20 protein-coding genes are annotated in these 20518 nt (G+C 60.6%); 6 read left to right on the top strand and 14 right to left on the bottom strand.

From position 1 onward, the window contains the following. Positions 1 to 96 precede the first annotated feature (96 nt). From metF to ACZZ0A_RS23490, 3 genes are all read left to right on the top strand, one after another. Positions 97 to 942 carry a methylenetetrahydrofolate reductase [NAD(P)H] gene (gene metF, locus ACZZ0A_RS23480; RefSeq protein ID WP_463543793.1) on the top strand — a complete coding sequence of 282 codons (846 nt, stop codon included), beginning with the start codon at positions 97 to 99 and terminating at the stop codon, positions 940 to 942. A 192-nt stretch (positions 943 to 1134) separates the two neighbouring features. Further along, positions 1135 to 1947, top strand: a complete 813-nt coding sequence (locus ACZZ0A_RS23485; protein WP_007913718.1) for a substrate-binding periplasmic protein — start codon at positions 1135 to 1137, stop codon at positions 1945 to 1947. Between the two features lie 222 nt (positions 1948 to 2169). Beyond that, positions 2170 to 4053, top strand: a complete 1884-nt coding sequence (locus tag ACZZ0A_RS23490; protein WP_007913716.1) for a DEAD/DEAH box helicase — start codon at positions 2170 to 2172, stop codon at positions 4051 to 4053. Positions 4054 to 4301: 248 nt separating this feature from the next. On the opposite strand, the gene ACZZ0A_RS23495 is transcribed toward ACZZ0A_RS23490, so the two are convergent. The 3 genes from ACZZ0A_RS23495 to ACZZ0A_RS23505 form a co-directional block, all read right to left on the bottom strand. Continuing rightward, on the bottom strand, positions 4302 to 4877 hold the full coding sequence (locus ACZZ0A_RS23495) for a YceI family protein (RefSeq protein ID WP_007913714.1): 576 nt from the start codon (positions 4875 to 4877) through the stop codon (positions 4302 to 4304). Positions 4878 to 4908: 31 nt separating this feature from the next. Next, positions 4909 to 5460, bottom strand: a complete 552-nt coding sequence (locus ACZZ0A_RS23500) for a cytochrome b (RefSeq protein ID WP_007913713.1) — start codon at positions 5458 to 5460, stop codon at positions 4909 to 4911. Between the two features lie 346 nt (positions 5461 to 5806). After that, complete coding sequence (locus ACZZ0A_RS23505) at positions 5807 to 7576, bottom strand: flavin monoamine oxidase family protein (protein ID WP_414893068.1); 1770 nt, start codon at positions 7574 to 7576, stop codon at positions 5807 to 5809. Between the two features lie 223 nt (positions 7577 to 7799). Between ACZZ0A_RS23505 and ACZZ0A_RS23510 the strand changes: the two genes are divergently transcribed. Both ACZZ0A_RS23510 and ACZZ0A_RS23515 read left to right on the top strand, forming a co-directional pair. Further along, a complete protein-coding gene (locus ACZZ0A_RS23510) occupies positions 7800 to 9206 on the top strand; it encodes an adenosylmethionine--8-amino-7-oxononanoate transaminase (RefSeq protein ID WP_007913711.1) in 1407 nt (468 codons plus the stop codon). A gap of 136 nt (positions 9207 to 9342) precedes the next feature. After that, the gene (locus ACZZ0A_RS23515) at positions 9343 to 10062 is read left to right on the top strand and encodes a 16S rRNA (uracil(1498)-N(3))-methyltransferase (RefSeq protein ID WP_007913710.1); all 720 of its coding nucleotides are present in this window, start codon (positions 9343 to 9345) and stop codon (positions 10060 to 10062) included. Positions 10063 to 10198: 136 nt separating this feature from the next. Here the strand turns inward: ACZZ0A_RS23515 and trhA are convergent, their stop codons facing one another. Then, positions 10199 to 10816, bottom strand: a complete 618-nt coding sequence (gene trhA, locus ACZZ0A_RS23520) for a PAQR family membrane homeostasis protein TrhA (RefSeq protein WP_007913708.1) — start codon at positions 10814 to 10816, stop codon at positions 10199 to 10201. Positions 10817 to 11003: 187 nt separating this feature from the next. Here trhA and ACZZ0A_RS23525 point away from each other — a divergent pair, with 187 nt between their 5' ends. After that, positions 11004 to 11924, top strand: coding sequence for a LysR family transcriptional regulator (locus ACZZ0A_RS23525; protein ID WP_007913706.1), 921 nt, complete (start codon positions 11004 to 11006; stop codon positions 11922 to 11924). 190 nt (positions 11925 to 12114) lie between these two features. On the opposite strand, the gene madM is transcribed toward ACZZ0A_RS23525, so the two are convergent. From madM to ACZZ0A_RS23575, 10 genes are all read right to left on the bottom strand, one after another. Continuing rightward, positions 12115 to 12879, bottom strand: a complete 765-nt coding sequence (madM, locus tag ACZZ0A_RS23530; RefSeq protein ID WP_007913704.1) for a malonate transporter subunit MadM — start codon at positions 12877 to 12879, stop codon at positions 12115 to 12117. A gap of 1 nt (position 12880) precedes the next feature. Beyond that, complete coding sequence (gene madL, locus ACZZ0A_RS23535) at positions 12881 to 13297, bottom strand: malonate transporter subunit MadL (RefSeq protein ID WP_038358777.1); 417 nt, start codon at positions 13295 to 13297, stop codon at positions 12881 to 12883. A gap of 66 nt (positions 13298 to 13363) precedes the next feature. Beyond that, on the bottom strand, positions 13364 to 14284 hold the full coding sequence (gene mdcH / locus ACZZ0A_RS23540) for a malonate decarboxylase subunit epsilon (protein ID WP_463543794.1): 921 nt from the start codon (positions 14282 to 14284) through the stop codon (positions 13364 to 13366). Continuing rightward, positions 14281 to 14901: a malonate decarboxylase holo-ACP synthase gene (locus ACZZ0A_RS23545; protein WP_463543795.1), complete on the bottom strand. Its 621-nt coding sequence runs from the start codon at positions 14899 to 14901 to the stop codon at positions 14281 to 14283. The genes mdcH and ACZZ0A_RS23545 overlap by 4 nt, the downstream gene beginning before the upstream one ends. After that, positions 14895 to 15680 carry a biotin-independent malonate decarboxylase subunit gamma gene (gene mdcE / locus ACZZ0A_RS23550; protein WP_463543796.1) on the bottom strand — a complete coding sequence of 262 codons (786 nt, stop codon included), beginning with the start codon at positions 15678 to 15680 and terminating at the stop codon, positions 14895 to 14897. The genes ACZZ0A_RS23545 and mdcE overlap by 7 nt, the downstream gene beginning before the upstream one ends. Next, on the bottom strand, positions 15677 to 16528 hold the full coding sequence (locus ACZZ0A_RS23555; protein WP_463543797.1) for a biotin-independent malonate decarboxylase subunit beta: 852 nt from the start codon (positions 16526 to 16528) through the stop codon (positions 15677 to 15679). Before ACZZ0A_RS23555 ends, mdcE begins: the two co-directional genes overlap by 4 nt. Further along, positions 16521 to 16820 (bottom strand): malonate decarboxylase subunit delta, encoded by a 300-nt coding sequence (locus ACZZ0A_RS23560; protein WP_007913697.1) that lies wholly within the window; start codon positions 16818 to 16820, stop codon positions 16521 to 16523. The genes ACZZ0A_RS23555 and ACZZ0A_RS23560 overlap by 8 nt, the downstream gene beginning before the upstream one ends. Further along, entirely contained in the window at positions 16820 to 17692 is an 873-nt protein-coding gene (locus ACZZ0A_RS23565) for a triphosphoribosyl-dephospho-CoA synthase (RefSeq protein WP_463543798.1), read from the bottom strand. The genes ACZZ0A_RS23560 and ACZZ0A_RS23565 overlap by 1 nt, the downstream gene beginning before the upstream one ends. Beyond that, positions 17692 to 19362: a malonate decarboxylase subunit alpha gene (mdcA, locus tag ACZZ0A_RS23570; RefSeq protein ID WP_098966058.1), complete on the bottom strand. Its 1671-nt coding sequence runs from the start codon at positions 19360 to 19362 to the stop codon at positions 17692 to 17694. Before mdcA ends, ACZZ0A_RS23565 begins: the two co-directional genes overlap by 1 nt. A gap of 321 nt (positions 19363 to 19683) precedes the next feature. Continuing rightward, positions 19684 to 20049, bottom strand: coding sequence for a DUF6124 family protein (locus tag ACZZ0A_RS23575; protein WP_034153647.1), 366 nt, complete (start codon positions 20047 to 20049; stop codon positions 19684 to 19686). Between the last annotated feature and the right edge of the window lie 469 nt (positions 20050 to 20518).

The raw sequence follows: 20518 nt of genomic DNA on the forward strand, positions 1-20518 counted from the left end.
GCCGCAGGCTGCGATCTTATGATCTGCAAAGATCGCAGCCTGCGGCAGCTCCTACAGGGTGCAGCGTCCGGCTTACGTGTTTCCAAGGGTATGACCATGTCCCAAGACCGTCGCTACAGCTTCGAGTTCTTCCCGACCAAGACCGATGCTGGGCATGAAAAACTGCTCGCCACTGCCCGTCAGTTGGCCACTTACAACCCTGATTTCTTTTCCTGCACCTATGGCGCTGGTGGTTCGACCCGTGATCGCACCCTCAACACCGTTCTGCAACTGGAAAGCGAAGTCCAAATCCCGGCCGCACCGCACCTGTCGTGCGTCGGCGACAGCAAGGATGACCTGCGCGGCCTGCTGAACGAGTACAAGGCTGCCGGCATCAAGCGCATCGTCGCCCTGCGTGGTGACCTGCCGTCTGGTATGGGCATGACCAGCGGCGAGCTGCGTCACGCCAATGAACTGGTTGAATTCATTCGTGAAGAAACCGGTGATCATTTCCACATCGAAGTCGCTGCGTACCCGGAGATGCATCCGCAAGCACGCAACTACGAAGACGATCTCGCCAACTTCGTGCGCAAGGCTCGCGCCGGTGCCGATAGCGCGATCACCCAGTACTTCTTCAACGCCGACAGTTACTTCTACTTTGTCGACCGTTTGCAGGCACTGGGCGTAGACATTCCGGTGGTGCCGGGGATCATGCCGATCACCAATTACAGCAAACTCGCGCGCTTCTCCGATGCCTGCGGTGCGGAAATCCCGCGCTGGATCCGCAAGCAACTGGAAGCCTACGGCGATGACACACAAAGCATTCAGCGCTTTGGTGAGCAAGTCGTCAGCGAGATGTGCGAACGCCTGTTGCAGGGCGGCGCGCCGGGGCTGCACTTTTATTCCATGAACCAGGCCGAGCCGAGTCTGGCGATCTGGAATAACCTGAAGTTGCCGCGTTGAAACAGCGGCAAGCTTCAAGCTGAAAGCAACAAGCAAGATCAAAAGATCGCAGCCTTCGGCAGCTCCTACACAGGATTTAATTACACCTGTAGGAGCTGCCGAAGGCTGCGATCTTTTGCTTTTAAATCCCCGAATTAGAGCTTGTGCAGGCACTTTCTGGCTCTTTCGCGTTTCTCGTCGTAATCTCAAGCCATGCCTTTGATCACGCAGTTATTCGCCGTGCTGGTTTTTGCTTGCCTGAGCTTCGCCGCTCGAGGCGAGAAGTTGCGTATTGTCACCGAGCCGTGGGCGCCTTACGTCTATGAAGAGAACGGTAAGAACCTCGGACTGGATTACGAAACCACGGCCATCGTCTTCAAACGGCTGGGCATAGAAGTCGAATGGCAATTCCTGCCGTGGAAGCGTTGCCTGTCGATGCTTGAAACCGGCCTTGCCGATGGCGCGCTGGATATCTTCCATAGCGATGAGCGCGACGCCACCCTGCTCTACCCGAGCGAGCCGCTGTCGGACGTCGAATTCGTGATGTTTTACGCCAACGACCGGCCGCACCCGTTCAGCAAACTCGAAGAACTCAAAGGCCTGACCATCGGCACCTCGCCGGGTTATCTCTATAGCCCAGACTTCAGCGAATCAACATTGTTTACCCGTGAACCGGCCCCGACCCACGAAGCCAACTTCGGCAAACTGGTGCGCGGTCGCATTGACTTGCTGATCACTGATCGTCGCGTCGGTCAGCATTTGCTCGATGAGCTGAATATTCGCGATCAAATCACCGAAAACCCGACGGTTATTAGCCGTCAGAGCCAGTTTCTCGCGGTTCGACGCAATGCCGGCATGGATTTGCTGGTGCAGCGGTTTGGCGCCGAGCTCAAGCGATTCAAGCGCGAACCGGCCTACGCCGAGCTGAGCGCACGCTACGGCGCCGCCCCCGCCAGCAGCCCATCAATGAATTCAGCCACGGCCAGCGGCAAAACCGTTGAGCAGCAGGAAAGCAGCGCGCAGTGATTGCTCTGTTATACTCCGGCGTTCCCGCCAGGCTCACGCCCGGACGCCCGGAACCGTAACAGGCCTCTCGACCCGCTACAGCGCAGCTTTGCAGCCCGCGCGAGCGCTCCAGACGTGCCTTCGGAACCGCAGCAGGACCGGACGGGATTGCGTCCTCTTAAACGTGATTCGCGCCAGGCAAGACTCCCATTGGGCCAAGCCCTAACTAAAACAGGATTACTCATGTCCTTTGCTTCCCTCGGTCTCTCCGAGGCTTTAGTCCGCGCCATCGAAGATGCGGGCTATACCGAGCCTACTCCGGTGCAACAGCGGGCCATTCCCGCCGTGTTGCAAGGTCGCGACCTGATGGTTGCGGCACAGACAGGTACCGGTAAAACCGGCGGTTTCGCCCTTCCGATCCTGGAGCGGTTGTTCCCCAATGGTCACCCGGACAAATCCCAGCGTCATGGCCCGCGCCAACCGCGCGTACTGGTCCTGACCCCGACCCGCGAACTCGCGGCCCAGGTACACGAGAGCTTCAAGATCTACGCCCGTGACCTGAAATTCGTCAGCGCCTGCATCTTCGGCGGCGTTGGCATGAACCCACAGGTTCAGGCCATGTCCCGTGGTGTTGACGTGCTCGTTGCGTGCCCGGGTCGTTTGCTCGATCTCTGCGGCCAGGGCAGCGTTGACCTGTCCCACGTGGAAATCCTCGTCCTCGACGAAGCCGACCGCATGCTCGACATGGGTTTCGTGCACGACGTGAAAAAAGTTCTCGCGCGTCTGCCGTCCAAGCGTCAGAACCTGCTGTTCTCGGCGACGTTCTCCAAGGACATCACCGACCTCGCCGGCAAGCTGCTGCACAACCCGGAACGCATCGAAGTGACGCCGCCGAACACCACGGTCGAGCGCATCGAACAACGCGTATTCCGTCTGCCGGCCAGCCACAAACGTGCGCTGCTGGCGCACCTGATCACCGCCGGCGCGTGGGAACAGGTGCTGGTGTTCACCCGCACCAAGCACGGCGCCAACCGTCTGGCCGAGTACCTGGACAAGCACGGCCTGCCGGCTGTGGCGATCCACGGTAACAAGAGCCAGAACGCACGGACCAAAGCGCTGGCCGACTTCAAGGCCAACCAGGTGCGTATCCTGGTGGCTACCGACATCGCCGCGCGCGGTCTGGACATCGATCAGTTGCCACACGTGGTCAACTTCGAACTGCCGAACGTCGATGAAGATTACGTTCACCGTATCGGCCGTACTGGCCGTGCCGGTCGTTCGGGCGAGGCGATTTCGCTGGTCGCGCCGGACGAAGAGAAACTGCTGAAAAGCATCGAGCGCATGACCAAGCAGAAAATCGCCGACGGCGACCTGATGGGCTTCGATTCGAGCACCATTGAAGCCGAGAAGCCGGAAGTGCGTGAACGTCCGGACGTGCGTAACCCGCGCAATCCACGTGGCCCACGCGGCGACGGGCCGAATGGTGGCGGCGGTGGTGGCGGTCGTAAGGACAAAGGCAAAGACAAGGGCAAGGAAAAACCGGCCGGTGAACGTGGCGAGCGCCCTGCCCGTCAGCAGAAACCGCGCGAAGGTACTCCGAGCCGCGAACAGCGTCCGAGCCAACCGCCACGTGCGGCAGCTGATCGCGCACCGGACGAATTCCTCGACGACGATATCGATAACTTCGGTAACCGCGTTGACTACGTGCCGAAACCGGCTCCTGCTGGCGGCCGTGGTCGTCGTCCAGGCGCACCGGCTCAAGGTGCTGGCGCAGGTTCGGGCGCACCTCGCGGCGGTCAGTCGCAGGGTCGCCAGAACGGCCCGCGCAACAGCAACGGTTCGAGCACCGGCACCCCACCGGCCAAACGCAGCGGCCCGCGCAATGGTGCACCGCGTGACGGTCAGTCGGGTCGTCGCGACGATTCCGCTTCGTCCTCGCGCAACCGCCGTCCAGCCCGTGACGATCAGCCGCGCAGCGAGCCAGCCGTGCAGAACCCGCGCAGCACCGGCCCGAAGATCATGCACAAGGAATCGAAAGCCGATCGCTTCCCGACGCCTGAGCAGCTTGATCAACTGCCAAGCCGCCCGCGTGGCGAAAAACCAGCCTTGCTGACCCGCAATCGCTGATTTGACGCTGCAATGAAAATTGCCCCGCCTCGAAAGAGCCGGGGCATTTTTTATGGACGACCCAAACCCGCTTTCTGTAGGAGCTGCCGAGGCTGCGATCTTTTGATCTTAGAAAAGCCAACATCAAAAGATCGTCCGATCGCGGCCCGAGCCTTCGGCAGCTCCTACAGGAGATCAGGGTTGTGGCAGGCAATAAAAAACGCCCCCGGCCTTTCAACCGGGGGCGTTTTTATGTGGCGAGGAGAAAGTTACTTAACTTTCACGCCTTCCAGCGAGATGTCCAGATCCGCAGTTTGCGAGGTAGGACCTGGGCCCTTGATCCCGAAATCGTTCAGGTTGAGGGTGGTCTTGGCATTGAAGCCAGCACGCTCGCCGCCCCATGGATCCTTGCCTTCGCCGTTGAACGTGGCCTTGAAGGTCACAGGCTTGGTCACGCCGTGCAGGGTCAGGTCGCCAGTCACGTCAGCAGTCTTTTCACCGGTCGACTTAACAGCGGTGGAGACGAACTTGGCGTCAGCAAACTTGCCCACGTCGAGGAAGTCTTTGCTGGCGATGTGCTTGTCACGTTCAGCGTGGTTCGACCAAAGGCTGGCGGTTTTCACATCGACGGAGATTTTGCTGGCTTCAGGCTTGGCCGAATCCCACGAGAACGTACCGTCGAAATCTTTGAAAGTACCGTGGATGAAGCTGTAACCCAGGTGGCTGATTTTCCAGTCAACGAAGGCGTGCTGACCTTCCTTGTCGATTTTGTAGTCCGCTGCCATGGCCTGGGCCGAGAGCAGTGCAGAACCGATTGCCAGAGCGGCCAGAGTCTTTTTCAACATGCTTTCTTTTCCTTTGAGTCGAGGTTGAATTTCAGGCTTTGCGACCGAGCATTCGCGTCAGGGTCGCATCACGATCGATAAAGTGGTGCTTCAATGCTGCCAACGCATGGAGACCGGAAAAAATTACCAGTGCCCACGCCAGCCAGAGATGAATCACCCCAGCGGTATCTGCCTGATCCGGTAGCCCGGAAACCAGTGCAGGAACTTCAAACAGGCCAAACACCGGGATCCCGACACCGTCTGCGGTGGAAATCAGGTAACCGGCAAGCATCACAGCGAACAGCGCCAGATACAGAAACCCGTGGCCGAACTTGGCGCCGATACGGGTCATGCGGCTGTAGCTCTGCAGCGTCGGCGGCGGTGGGCTGATAAAACGCCACAGCACCCGCAACACCATCACGGCCAGCAACACCAGGCCGATACTCTTGTGCAGATCCGGCGCCTCTTTGCGCCAGCTGCTGTAGTAATCCAGCCCGACCATCCACAGGCCCAGCGCAAACAGCCCGAAGACCACCAGCGCCACGCCCCAGTGCATGAAGATGCTGACCCAACCATAGCGCGAAGAAGAGTTACGTAGCTGCATTGCCCAAATCCTGTGAGAACTGCGAACCAAGACTAGCGAGTTATCTATCGAATTAAAGCGGAAAATTTTGCTTTGAAATATCGAGAAATACGATCAAGAGTCTGGAAGTGGCTTGTTAAGGAAAGATTAACGGGGAAAGTGTGGCGGGATGTTAGGTGGCAGATCCTGATGATGCGCTGTCTGGACAGGCTTCATCGCGGGCAAGCCCGCTCCCACAGTGGTCGGTGGCGTTCACAAATTCTGCGTTCACCTCAGAAACCTGTGGGAGCTGGCTTGCCAGCGATGGGGCCCTCACAGGCAAAAAAAAGCGCGGCATAAACGCCGCGCTTTTCATTCACCGCAAGGCTTACTGCGCCTTGGTCTCGGTCGTTGCCGCAGGCTTGGCTGCTGGCTTCTTCGCCGGTTCAGCCTTTTTCGCCGCTGGTTTGGCCGCAGGCTTTTTCGCCTCGGTTTTCGCAGCCGGCTTCTTCGCCGCTGGCTTGGCTGCCGCTTTCTTCGCAGGCTCAGCCTTTACCGGAGCTGCAGGCTTCGGTGCTTCCACCGGAGCGGGCGCAGGTGCCGGGGTTGGCGCAGGCGCTGGTGCGACCGGAGCAGGAGCCGGCTCTGGCGCCTTCACTGGCTCAGGCTTCTTCTCGTCATCCGAACCGCCGAACAAATTAGTGAAGAAGTTACCCTTCTTCGCCGCCACGGCACCCGCCGCGCCTGCCGCTGCTGCGGCCGGGACCACTTTGGCTGGCTCGAACGATTTGCCCGCCGCCAGATCTTCAACCTGACTGGCCGCACGCTGACCGGTGCGCAGTGCGCCTTCCAGCGTGCCCGGGTACAAGGTGTCGGTGTGTTCGCCGGCAAACGTCACGCGTTGCAACGGACGTTCCCACAGGCGCCAGAACTTGCTGATCTGCCCCGGGCCGTAAGCCAGGTACGCACCGCCCATCGACGGGTCGGTGCTGTAGCGACGGATTTCATAACCGGTGAACGAGCCACGGGCCTGTGGATAAAACGCGTGCAGACGGATCAGCACCTGATCGACCATCTGCTTGTCGCCGAACGCCTGCATCACGCGGGCATTGTCGCCGGACAGGTTGATCACCACGTTGGCGCCGCCCTTCAGGGCAGGTTCGATCCAGAGCATGCCGAGACCGGTGTTGCTGTAGATCTCGCCGGACATGCGCGCCTTGCTTTCCCACACCGGCGTCTTGAACTTCAGCATGATCTGGTCGCGCCAGCCGTAGTTGGTACCCTTGATCGCGGCCATGTGCTGGGCATCCAGCGCCGGCGTCAAAGCAATCTTGTTCAGCGCACGCAATGGCACGGCCAGTACAACGTAATCAGCCTGATAACCAACACTGCCGACCTTGACGGTCACGCCATCCTTGTCCTGATTGATCGCCGACACCGGCGAGTTGGTCTTGATGGTTTTGATCTGTTTGACGAACGCCTGCGCCAGCACCTGGCTGCCGCCGACCAGACGCGAAGCACGCAGGTCACGGTCGGAGATGCCGCGATACACGCGGTTCTGCTGCGCGAAGTACAGCAGCGACAGACGCGAAGGTTCGTCGTAGTGGGTGCGGATGTCCTGGTTGATCAGCTGACGCGCAGTGGCCGGCAGGTTCTGCTTGTCGAGCCAGCTCGATACGGTGATCTGGTCCAGTGCGTGCAACGTACTGGTCGCCGCCGGGTTCTGCGGATCGTCGATCGAACGTGCCAGATCGTCGAGGGTTTTCTGATAGCGCTTCAAGGCATCGGCGGTGGCCGGTTGCTTGGTCGCCAGATCGGCGGCAGAGAAATACTCGCCGTCGATCAGGTAGCCCGGGGTCCGCACGAACTCAGGTGCCGCCGTGGTGCCCAGCTTGAACGTCGACACGTACTTGTTCAGCACCGGCTGGGTCTTGTCGTTGCCGATCCACTCGCTGGTGGCCATGCCCGAGCGTCCGCCCAGGCTCGGCTTGGCTTCCAGCAGGGTGACCTGCCAGCCTTTGTTTTGCAGTTCGTAAGCGGCAGTCAGACCCGAGAGGCCGCCGCCGATCACGATTGCAGTTTTATCCTTGGCCAGCGCTGTAACGCTGAACAGCCCCAACATCACCAGCGCACAGGCGCGCAGCCAACCGACAGACATTCAGCGAACTCCGGAAATACACGTAGGAAAAAGCAGTTTTGCGGGTCAGACGACCCAAAGAACCGCGAAGAATACGTTAGCCATCAAAACGCCGCCAGCGACGTCTATCGGCTCATACAAAGTAGCTCAATCGACACAATGGGTTGTCCCCGCGCGATGCATTGCATAGGCTTGCGCGATTGTTTGCCCGCGCCTGACGCGAGCCGCCTCGAGGAGACTGTAAATGGGCCTGAATAACCAGTGGATGCAACGCGACCTCGCGGTGTTGTGGCATCCCTGCACCCAGATGAAAGACCACGAACAGCTGCCGCTGATCCCGATCAAGCGCGGCGAAGGCGTCTGGCTCGAAGACTTCGAAGGCAAGCGCTACCTCGACGCCGTCAGCTCGTGGTGGGTCAACGTGTTCGGCCACGCCAACCCGCGCATCAACCAGCGCATCAAGGATCAGGTCGATCAACTGGAGCACGTGATTCTGGCTGGCTTCAGCCATCAACCGGTGATCGAGCTGTCCGAGCGACTGGTGAAGATGACGCCGGAAGGCCTGAACCGGGTGTTCTACGCCGATAACGGTTCGTCCTGCATCGAAGTCGCGCTGAAAATGAGCTTTCACTACTGGCTCAATCGCGGTCAACCGAACAAGAAGCGCTTCGTCACCCTGACCAACAGCTACCACGGCGAAACCATGGCGGCGATGGCGGTCGGTGACGTGCCGCTGTTCACCGAGACCTACAAAGCGCTGCTGATGGACACCATCAAGGTGCCGAGCCCGGATTGCTACGGGCGCCCCGAGGGGATGAGTTGGGAAGAACATTCGCGCAACATGTTCGCGGCCATGGAACAGACCTTGGCCGAGAACCATGACAGCGTCGCGGCAGTGATCGTCGAGCCGCTGATTCAGGGCGCTGGCGGCATGCGCATGTATCACCCGGTGTATCTGAAATTGCTGCGCGAGGCCTGCGATCGCTACGGCGTGCATTTGATCCTCGACGAAATCGCCGTTGGCTTCGGTCGCACCGGAACCATGTTTGCCTGTGAACAGGCCGGCATCCGCCCGGACTTCCTCTGCCTGTCGAAAGCGCTGACCGGCGGCTATTTGCCGCTGGCCGCGTGCCTGACCACCGACGAGGTCTACAGCGCGTTCTACGATGACTATCCAACCTTGCGCGCCTTCCTCCATTCGCACAGCTACACCGGCAACCCGCTGGCATGCGCGGCGGCACTGGCAACGCTGGATATCTTCGAACAGGACAACGTCATCGAGAACAACAAGGCGCTGGCCCAGCGCATGGCCTCGGCGACGGCGCATCTGGTCGATCACCCGAACGTCTCCGAAGTGCGCCAGACCGGCATGGTCCTGGCCATCGAGATGGTCAAGGATAAAGCCACCAAAGAGGCCTACCCTTGGCAGGAACGTCGCGGTCTGAAAGTGTTCCAGCATGCGCTGGAGCGTGGCGCGTTGCTGCGTCCGCTGGGTAGCGTGGTGTATTTCCTGCCGCCGTACGTGATCACCCCGGAGCAGATCGACTTCCTCGCCGAAGTCGCCAGCGAAGGCATCGACATTGCCACGCGTGACAGCGTCAGCGTGGCCGTGCCGAAAGACTTCCACCCCGGCTTCCGCGATCCGGGTTGATCCGGTTTACTCGCTCGTTCCCACGCTCCGCGTGGGAATGCAGCCCGGGACGCTCCGCGTCCCAAAGCGGACGCAGAGCGTCCATTGAGGCATTCCCACGCAGAGCGTGGGAACGATCTAATCTGAGAGACCCGAAATGAGACTGTCCCGCTTCTTTATCGACGCCCCCCTGAGCACCGGCGAACACGAACTGCCGGAAGCCCAGGCGCACTACATCAGCCGCGTGCTGCGCATGGCCGAGGGCGATGCGGTGCAGCTGTTCGACGGTTCCGGCCATGAATTTCGCGGCGCCCTGCTGGAAGTCGGCAAGAAACGTGTAACCGTGCAGATCGACGAACAATTCGCCGGCCAGGTCGAATCGCCGCTGCACATCCACCTCGGCCAGGGACTGTCCCGTGGCGAGCGCATGGATTGGGCAATTCAGAAAGCCACCGAACTGGGCGTGAATGAAATTACGCCGATCTTCAGTGATCGCTGTGAAGTCCGCCTCAAGGACGAACGCGCCGACAAACGCCTGCTGCACTGGCGTCAGGTGGCGATCAGCGCCTGTGAACAATGCGGGCGCTCGCGGGTGCCGGTGATTCATCCGCCGGTGTTGCTGGCGGACTGGATCAAACAGACCGAAGCCGAGTTGAAACTGGTGTTGCATCCGGTGGCGGAGCCGTTGGTGAGTCATGCCAAACCGGCGACGCTGGCGTTCTTGATCGGGCCTGAAGGTGGGCTGACTGACGCCGAAGTCGAGCAAGCCAAAGGCAACGGCTTCCACGCCGCCCGCCTCGGCCCGCGGGTGTTGCGCACAGAGACGGCGCCAGTGGTTGCGCTGGCGGTGGCCCAACAGCTTTGGGGTGACTTCTAAACCTTTTTGCCGGACTGATCGTTCCCACGCTCTGCGTGGGAATGCAGCCCGGGACGCTCCGCGTCCCAAACGGCGTGACGCAGAGCGTCACAGGAGGCGTTACCACGCAGAGCGTGGGAACGATCAGTCAGCCGGTCTACAGCACGTAAAACAGAATCGCCACAAAGTGCAGCAAGCTCCCGGCAATCACGAACAGATGCCAGATCCCATGCGCATGCCGCAACCGGTGATCGAGGGCAAAAAAGATAATCCCCACTGTGTACAAAACCCCGCCCGACGCCAGCCAGGCAAAACCTGTCGTACCCAGCGCCGCAATCAGCGGCTTGACCGCCACCAACACAATCCAGCCCATCACCGCGTAAATCACGATCGATAGAATCCGCGCCTCCGAACGCGGTTTGATCTCTTGCAGAATGCCGATCAGCGCCAGCCCCCAGACAATCCCGAACAGCGTCCAGCCCCACGGCCCGCGCAGGGTCACCAGGCAGAAAGGCGTGTAGCTACCGGCAATCAACAGATAGATCGAAAAGTGATCGACCTTCTTCATGATCGCTTTCTTGCGCCCGCGCACGCTGTGGTACACGGTCGAGGCGCTGTAAAGCACCAGCAAGGTAAACGCGTAAATCGCCACACTGACAATCTTCCACGGGCTGCCATCCAGGCAGGCGATCACCAACATCCACACGCCACCCACAAATGCTGCCACCGCCCCGACCAGATGGGTCCAGGCGTTCAATCGTTCTCCGTGATACATGTATTGCTCACCTCACATTCGTTACCGCAGCGCGCAAGGCTCGGGCCTTGAGCGTAAAAGCGCAATCAAAAGATCGCAGCCTTCGGCAGCTCCTACCTTCGAACGCATTCCAATGCAGGAGCTGCCGAAGGCTGCGATCTTTTGATCTTCAAGGCACAATCGACGCATTCCAAAAAGAGTCCGCGCCATGCTGATCGACGAAGAATTGACCCTGAAAAAACTCGAGGTGTTCCTCGCTTTCATGCGCACCGGCAATCTGGCCCGCGCTGCCGCCGAGTTGCAAACCAGCAACGTCAGCGTGCACCGCGCTATTCATTCGCTGGAAAGCGCCCTGCGCTGTCCGCTGTTCAAACACGAAGGCCGCAACCTGACACCGCTGGAAAGTGCTTACGTCCTCGAAGAACGCGCACAGAAGCTGATCAACGACGTCGTCGAAAGCGTGCGCCTGACCCGCGAAGCCGCCGGTTTTTCCGCTGAACGCTTCAAACTCGGCTCGCTCTATTCGCTGACGGTGAAAACCGTACCGCAATTGATCATGGGCCTGAAGATCCGTCGCAGCGAGCTCAACATCGACCTGATCCTCGGTTCGAACATCGACCTGCTCTACAAGCTGAAAAACATGGAAGTTGACGCGATTCTGGTGTCGCTGGACGACAGCATCAACGACCCGGACTGTGAGCAGATCCCCCTGTTTTCCGATGACATTTTCCTCGCCACGCCGGCAGATTCAAAGTTCGCCCAGCGCAGTGAAGTGGATCTGGCTGAAGTGCGCGATGAAACCTTCATCACCCTGACTCAGGGTTTTGCGACCCATCAGGATGGTGTGCGGGTGTTCAAGCAGGCGGGGTTCGAACCGAAGGTGGCGATGCAGGTGAATGACATTTTCACGCTGTTGAGCATGGTCAGCTCGGGGGTGGGTTATGCGTTGCTGCCGGGAAGGATTGCGGCGGTGTATGAAAACCGGGTGAAGCTGATTCCGTTGCAGGAGAAGTACCGGTTGCAGCAGCACATTGGTGTGGTGTTTTTGAAGGCCAAGGAGAGGGATCCGAATTTGCTGGCGTTGTTGGCGGAGTGTCGGATGTATGCCAATCGCCAGGCTGGGATTTAGATCAAGATCAAGAGCTACCCCCTCACCCCAGCCCTCTCCCCCAAGGGGTAGAGGGGGAAAGGGAGCAGATCTCCATGGGTTTCAAGACCTGAGTTCGACTCAGGACTTTCAGGTCGGCGTACCTCCAACATCCACCGCGGTCAGTCCCCTCTCCCTCCGGGAGAGGGCTAGGGTGAGGGGCTTTTGATCTTCAGCCCACAATCCCGCGAACAATGAAGAACAACAGCGATGGCCCCAGCAAGCACCCCAGCCCGGTGTGGAACGTCGCCGTCAACGCCCCATAAGGCACCAACCGCCGATCCGTCGCCGCCAACCCAGCTGTAACGCCGCTGACAGTCCCGGCCAACCCGCCAAACACCATCGCCGAACGCGGGTTATCCAGGCCCATCCAGCGCGCCGCAACCGGCGTGCCGACCATCACCAGAATCGCCTTGATCAACCCGGTGGCAATCGACAGCGCCATCACATCCGAGGTCGCGCCAATCGCCGCGCCAGTCACCGGCCCGACGATGTAAGTCACCGCCCCGGCGCCGATGGTGGTCATGCTCACCGCATCGCGATAACCGAACGCCCAGGCCATGCACGCGCCGACAATGAATGGCAAAATCGTGCCCAGCAGCAGCGCAATCACACCAATCAACCCAGCCTTCTTCGCCTCGGTCGCCTGCACTTCAAACGCTGTGGCAACAATCGCAAAATCACGCAGCATCGCCCCGCCCATCAGGCCGATACCCGAGAACAACGTCAGATCCGCCAGCCCCTTCTGCCCGCCGGTCATGGTGCCGCCGACCCAGGCCAGTACCAGACCAATAACAATGGCAATCGCCGAACCGTGAATGCGTCCGAACGTCAGGCGTTTGGACAGAACCACCGACACCCACATGATCACGCCGACAAAAGCGAATGCAGTGACCAGCCCATTGTGTTCCAGACCTTTCTCGATGAGATCCCACATATCAGCGGCCTCCTACTGGCGTGCCGACCGGGGAGATTTCCGCCGGCTCGTCAGGCAATGGCTCGCCCTTATGGGTGCGGCTGATCAAGGCAATCGTGCAACCACAGACCACCACCGAGCCGATCGCCGCCAGCACCGCCACCGGGCCACCGTGCAGCGCGGTGACGACGTTCTGTTGCGCCGCCATCGCGACCACCACCGGAATGTACATCGCACCCCAGAAGCCGACGCCCATCTCGCATTCCTTGGTCATGCCGCCGCGCTTCTGCATCCACAACCGCGCGCAAATCAACAGGATCATGGCGATGCCGACCCCGCCAACATTGGACTTGACGCCCAACAACACGCCGAGCATGTCACCCATGATCACCCCTGCCAGCGTACAGATCGCGAGCAGCGCCACACCGTAAATAATCATTGTTGTAGTCCTCAAAGTGCATCGTCGAATGTTGTTTTTGTTGTTCGAAGCTTGAGTCGCGGTGGTTTAGAGTTGGCGGCTACCCTCCTCACGCAACAGCGCTTGCAGGGTGTCGAGACGCGCACTGTCGAAGGCAGTGACCGTGCCTTGCTCGAACACCCGGCGCGCCAGCCCTGTCAGTACCGCACCGGGCGGCAGTTCGATTTGTAGACGCACACCGCGCTCGTAGGCGCTTTGCACGGTGCCGCGCCAATCCACCACGCGGCACATGTTGAAGGCGAGGTCGTCGCGCAGGGCTTCAGGTTTGATCACCGGACGCGCGCGACTGCCACTCAAGTAAGTGACTTTCGGGGTTTTCAGCTCGACCTTGGCGAAGGCTTCGGCAAGGGTTTGCGCCGGTTCGTCCAGCAGTGGGCAGTGCGACGGCACGCTTACCGCCAGACGTTTTGCCAGACCGGCGCCACGACTGCGCGCCAGTTCGGCCACCGCTTGCATGGCCTTGTCACTGCCGGCAATCACCACCTGATTGTCGGCGTTGATGTTGGCCAGATACACCGGCGAATCTTCGCTATGCACCTGCGCCAGCAACGTTTCGACTGTGGATAATTGCAGGCCGATGATCGCGGTCATGCCGTAGCCCTGTGGATAAGCCTGTTGCATCAGTTCGCCGCGCAGGCTGACCAGATGCAACGCATCGCTGAAGCTCAACGCCCCCGCAACCACTGCTGCCGGGTAAGCGCCGATGGACAGGCCGGCGACGTAATCCGCCGTCAGTCCGTCCTGCAACAACTGCCGCGAAGCAGCGACGCCGGCGATCAGCAGGCACAGCTGAACCGCCCTTGTCGTGCGCAATGCTGCGCTGGAATCCAGCAGCGAGACATCTTCGCCGAGCACATCACTGGCCTCGACCAAGGTCTCGCGGGGCGAACGCTGAAGCATGCCCGCTTGCTGCGCGCCCTGGCCGGGGAACACCAGCAGACTGCTCACGCTGCCTGCTCCTGCGGGTTCCACGGGTCAGTCACCAAACAGGCCTGATACTCGTTTTTCAGCAGCACGCGTGCCGATCCGCTGGCCCACTCGCGCAATGCGACCGCACCGAACGGCGTCTGCAACTGCATGTCGATCCGGCACTTGGCTTGATCGAAAATCTCTACGAATTTACGAGCCTGATTACGCGTGATCAGTTGTGGTGTACGCAGAATCAGATCGAGATCGCTGGCCGCGTGCATCGCGATAAAACCACTGGCCAATTCAAACCCGACACTGCCGCTGACACCCCAGACCCAACCGCAGTCATCGAGTATTGGCCGCAGTTGTTTGAGCGCCTGCATGACCGGCAGATCTCGCTCGCAGTCGACGTGACACAGCGCTTCGGGACTGACCCGACAGGCAATCGAATCGACCGCCATAAACGCCGCCAACCGCTGCTCGCGCAACACACCGCGCACGCCGACCGCGATAGAACCCTCATCGCTCAACGCCCGACGCACCACCACCGGTTGCCCAGCAGCCAGCGACTCGACTGCCCACAACGGCGCATCCGCCGGCAACTGCGCCGGGGTCATGCCCCAGAGCAGATCGTGGGCCAGAGGCGTGTTCACCACTGCGCCCTCAACAGTTCGCGCACTTTGCTGGAAGCCGCACGATTTTTCGCGCCGAGACGATTGCTCAGATCAGTGCTGACGACATCGCCGATGGCTTGCTTCAGGCACTCGTTAACGCTCGAAAGATCATCCGCCGTCGGCTGCTCAATCTGTTGCACCGACAGGGTTTCCCAGAGCAAACCGAGGCTCGCATAACTGTCGATGTCATAAGCCATCGGCGGCACACTGGCGGCCAGCGCTTCCAGCTCTTCAACACTGCGCAACGTCACTCGCGCCGCCGAAGCCTTGCCCATGGCATGCACCATCACGCCGGGATCGCGCAACGCAATCAAACGGTTGGCCTGATAACCATGCGCCAGAAACGCCCCGGACATCGCCTTACCGACCAGCAACGCAATCACCGGATGCCCAGCCAAACGTGCGCGGGCATAACTGTCCGCTGCACCGGCCAGCGCCTGATGAATGCCAAGTGCTTCTTCGCGACGACCGTAAGCCTGGCTCGGCACATCGACGATGGCGATGATCGGGCGCTTCTGCGGTTTGTCGCGGTCGGCCGTGATCGCGTCATCCACAGCCTTGGCCAGCCCCCAGCCTTCAAGCAAGCCGACTTCGCCATTACGAGCACGCGGGAAACGATTGTCCGGATCAGCGACCACAGCGATAAAACGCCCCAGCTCAGCGTCGGCAACCTTCAACGATGGCGGCAGCCCTTCGACACTTTTAGCGCCCGCGCTCAAGGCGTCGAACCAGTGCAAACCGCGCAGCGAATAACCGCTCATGAGCGCTCTCCTTGATACAGATCGCGAACCACCGACGGTTCGATTTGCGGGTCAGTATTCAGACTGCTCAGGCGTTGCAGAAACCATTCGGCACGTTGGCTGCGCGGTTGCTTCGGCAAACCTTGCTGGAGCAATTCACCAACCTGCTGACGAATCTTCGCCACGTCATCGGCGACATACCGATCGACCAGACCACTGGCGAAACGCTGCTCGCCGCCGGTCAGGCTCCAAATGAAAGGCCGGTCGCGGGAGTCGTATTCCTCGATCCCGGCTTCCTGCTCGATCACCTGCGGGCCATTCAAGCCGAGGCGTGCTTCCTGAGTCACCAGCAAATAACTGCACAACGCCGCCGCAATCGACATACCACCGAAGCAACCGACGCTGCCCGCAACCACACCGACCACCGGTTGGTACTGCTGCAAATCGACAATCGCCGCATGAATATCGGCAATGGCCGCCAGCCCGAGATTGGCTTCCTGCAAGCGCACGCCACCGGTTTCCAGCAGCAACACCGCGCGCGTCGGAATGCCTTTGCGGTTGTCTTCCGCCGCCAGTTCCAGCGCGCCGGCAATCTTCGCCCCGCCGACTTCGCCGAGGCTGCCGCCCTGAAACGCGCCTTCAATCGCGGCGATCACCACCGGCAAACCGTCGAGGCTGCCCTTGGCAATCACCACACCGTCATCGGCCTGCGGCACCACGCCCTGAAGTTCGAGCCACGGCGACATGACGCGTTGAAACGGGTCGAGCAGTTCGCGAAAACTGCCGGCATCGAGCAGGGCTTGCGCCCGTTGCCGCGCGCCGAGTTCGACGAAGCTGTGTTTGTTGAGCAACGCTGCGCTGTCAGTCATGGCCGATCTCCTCGAAACCTTGTTCCAGTCGCAAGCGCACCACCCCCGGCGTCGCGCCGAAATCGTGGATATCGATGGCCATCGCCGGCGGCGTGGTGCCGTCGAACATCCGCGCAAACAGGTGCTGCCAGCGCAGTTGCGCGCCGTTGACCGAGGTCTGCACATTGATCGTCAGCTTGCCGGCCAGGCCCGGTTCGATCAGCACTTCCAGATCACCCGAGCCGACACAACCGACCAGCGCACGACCGCGTGGCGGCTGCCCGGCGGGGAATTCAAACGATAGGGTTTCCATCAAAACGCTCCCTGAAGGATGCCGTCGCGCTCGATACGGTCGAGCAGCAGCGTCGCGGCGAGCAAGTCGGCGGCGCCACCGGGCGAGGCATTCAACGCGATGAGTTGTTGATCCAGTTCATGCAGGCGACGGCGACCGCCGAGGCTGGCGCTGCCACCGGCGTCGAGCACCGCTTGCGCGCCGGACTGCATGGCGTGCAGGCCCTCTTCGCCAGCGCGGTAGAGCACGCAGGTATCAGCGAGGTCGGTCATGATCGCGAGCAAGGCGTCGAGCCGGGCGTTCTGTTCGCCGTGGCCATTGGCGCGACTGCGCTTGAGTTGTGGCAGACCGCGTTGCAGCACCGAAGGGAAGCCGAGTTGCGCTTCTTCACGAGCACCGCGTGCGCCGAAACGCAGGGCGACTTGGGCGCCGTGGCTCAAGGGTTTTGGTGCGTGGCGATCATCCAGCAAGGCCAGACGTGCAGCACGCAGGGTGACGGCATTGGCGCTGGAGGATTGCGGTTCCAGTGCAGCGGCCGTCACCAACAATCCCATCGCCCAAATTGCACCGCGATGCGTGTTCACACCGTTGGTGGTTGTGAGCATGGCTTGCTCGCCCTCACGTCCGATCCGGCCAATCGCTTCGCGCAATGTTAAATCGACTTCGCCGATTGCAACCGCTGCCTCAGCCATTTCCTTGAACGCCGGCCACAACGACAGCGCCGAAGCGTGCATCAGGCCCAGGTGCAAATCGGTGTGCGCGCCATTGCCGCGACGGTCGACCAGCGCCGGTTTCGGCGACAGATCGGCTTCGTCGATCAGCGCGTCCACCGCCAGGTCGGCCAATCGATCAGCGAGGGACAGCGGTTTCGCTTGCAGATTAAGTGCGTGCATTACCAGCTCCTGAATTTGGCGGGCGGGTTGTACAGGCCGCCGGACCACTCGACCAGATCGGCCACGCTTTTCGCCGCGAGCAATTCGCGAGTGGCGTCGGTGCGGCGGATGCCGAGGTCTTCGGGCAAGGCGATCAGGCCTTCGCGGCGCATACGTTCGGTGTCTTTCGGGTTGTGGCGCAGGCCGATAGCGGTGACACCCGCGACGGCGGCGATCATCGCCTGGCGTTCTTCCAGCGAGCGCGCCTTGTACAGGTAGGCGATGCCTTCTTCGGTGAGCAGGTGGGTGACGTCGTCGCCGTAAATCATGATCGGCGCCAGCGGCATGCCGCTTTTCTTTGCCACTTCCACCGCGTCGAGGGTTTCGACGAAGGTCGGTTTGCCGCCCTCCTGGAAGGTCTCGACCATTTGCACCACGAGTTTCTTGCCACGTTCGAGCATCGGTTGCTGCGCATCGTCATGACGCATATCGAGCCACGCCGGGGTGCCGTGACGCCGACCGCGCGGGTCGTGGCCCATGTTCGGCGCGCCACCGAAACCGGCGAGGCGGCCACGGGTCACGGTCGAGGAATGGCCATCGCCATCGACCTGCAACGTCGCGCCGATAAACAGATCCACCGCGTATTGCCCGGCGAGTTGGCAGAACATCCGGTTGGAACGCAGCGAGCCGTCACGGCCGGTGAAAAACACGTCCGGGCGCGCGGCGATGTAGTTTTCCATGCCCAGCTCGGTGCCGAAGCAATGCACGCTTTCGACCCAGCCGCTCTCGATCGCCGGGATCAGCGTCGGATGCGGATTCAGCGTCCAGTTCCGGCAGATCTTGCCCTTGAGGCCGAGGGATTCGCCGTAAGTCGGCAGGATCAATTCGATGGCGGCGGTGTTGAAACCGATGCCGTGGTTGAGCGACTGCACGTTGTGTTTTTCGTAGATGCCACGGATCGCCATCATCGCCATCAGCACGTGCACAGGCTTGATGTGGCGCGGGTCACGGGTGAACAGCGGTTCGATGTAGAACGGCTTGTCGGCGACCACGACGAAATCGACCCATGAAGCCGGGATGTCCACGCGCGGCAGTTCGCTGACGTCGTCGACCAACTGGTTGACCTGGACAATGACGATGCCGTCGCTGAACGCGGCCGGTTCGATCAGTGCCGGGGTGTCTTCGGTGCTCGGGCCGGTGTAGATGTTGCCGGCGCGGTCAGCCATGAACCCGGCCGAGAGCACGACGTTAGGGATCAGGTCCACCACCAGCCGCGCGTAGAGTTCGATGTAGGTATGAATCGCGCCGATTTCCAGCAGGCCGTCTTCCAGCAACTGGCTGATGCGCAGGCTCTGCGTGCCGGCGAAGGAGAAATCCAGCTTGCGGGCGATGCCGCGCTCGAACAGGTCGAGGTGCTCGGAGCGGCCGACGCTGGGCATGATCATGTGCAGGTCGTGGAGCTTTTCCGGGTCGGCTTTGGCCAGCGAACGGGAGAGGAAATCCGCCTGCTTCTGGTTGTTGCCCTCGAGTACCACACGGTCGCCGGGATGAATCAGCGCTTCGAGCGCGGCGACGATCTTGTCGGTGGGCAACACCACACCGTCGGCCAGCCCGCGCACCTTGTCGAGGCGGCGCTGCTTCTCATCGCGCCGCCGCGTCCAGCGCGAGTCGGGGGAAATTGTTGTTGTCATGCTCACTCCACGGGGTTCGCTGTCGTGGAGCTAAGGTAGGCGTGTGGGGTGGGGGCATCAATCAAGCGCAGAGGTGAATCATTACGCTGAGCGTAACGATCAAGAGCACCCTCACCCTAGCCCTCTCCCGGAGGGAGAGGGGACCGATTGGGGGATATTCGGGAATTGCGCCGACCTGGGAATGTTGTACTGAATCCAGAATTTACCAGGTTCACCAGATCCATAATCGACTCGGTTTTTCAGGTCGATGTATGACGCCAGACACCTCGGTCGGCCCCCTCTCCCTACGGGAGAGGGCTGGGGTGAGGGTCAGCTTTTAAGTCACTCCGTCGGCACCAACCTATCCAACAAACGGTTAACAGCCATCTCCGCCACCATCACTACCTGCGCAATACCTTGCACAGTCTTGCGATGCGTACCTTCCACCATTGCCGCATGGTTGTTGAGCATCACCGTGGCCGAGCCAAGGGTTTCGCTAGCGTCAGCCAGCAGGGATTCGGTGTCGGCATTGGGATTGGCCATGTACAGCGTGTTGGGGGTGTAAGGCGTGGCCATCAGATCGGCGTTGGTAGGGCCGAGATAATGGTCGAGGGCGCGTTCGGCGGCTTCGTGGAATTTCTTGGAGTCGGGGGATTCGTAGGGGGATGCGGGATCTGTGAGCGGGGGGTTAGGCGTAGGTTTAATCATCTTCAGGTTCCGAAATAAAGCTGGAACCGCTTCTCTGCTAAAAGAAGGGGTGGCAGCTGAACGCAGGTTAGCAGACCGGGGAACCTAAGGAAGCCGGCGCGCCGAAGCGCCCTGCGCACAGCCGCCATCGAATGCAGGCGCTGAGCCTGACGATGATGTATGTGCACCCTTAGATTAACCACGGGCTGCTAAACCCGATCACTGGAAATCAGTGACGGAATCAAGTTACGCAGCATGCCCAAGGCGCACAAGCCGGCGGATTCTGGTGCATGCGTAGGCAGCGGCGCAAGGATTTGTAGGCCAGGGAGCCGTAACACAGAGTGTCTTTAAACAACGGGGTTAAAGGGTGTTTATTGCACTGCAGAAATTGAGGATTTGCCTGTAAGAATTTGCTGGTGCTACTGGCCCCATCGCTGGCAAGCCAGCTCCCACAGTGTCCGAGTTGTATTCGAATTCTGTGAACCACACA

The organism is Pseudomonas sp. AC242 (assembly GCF_979258655.1).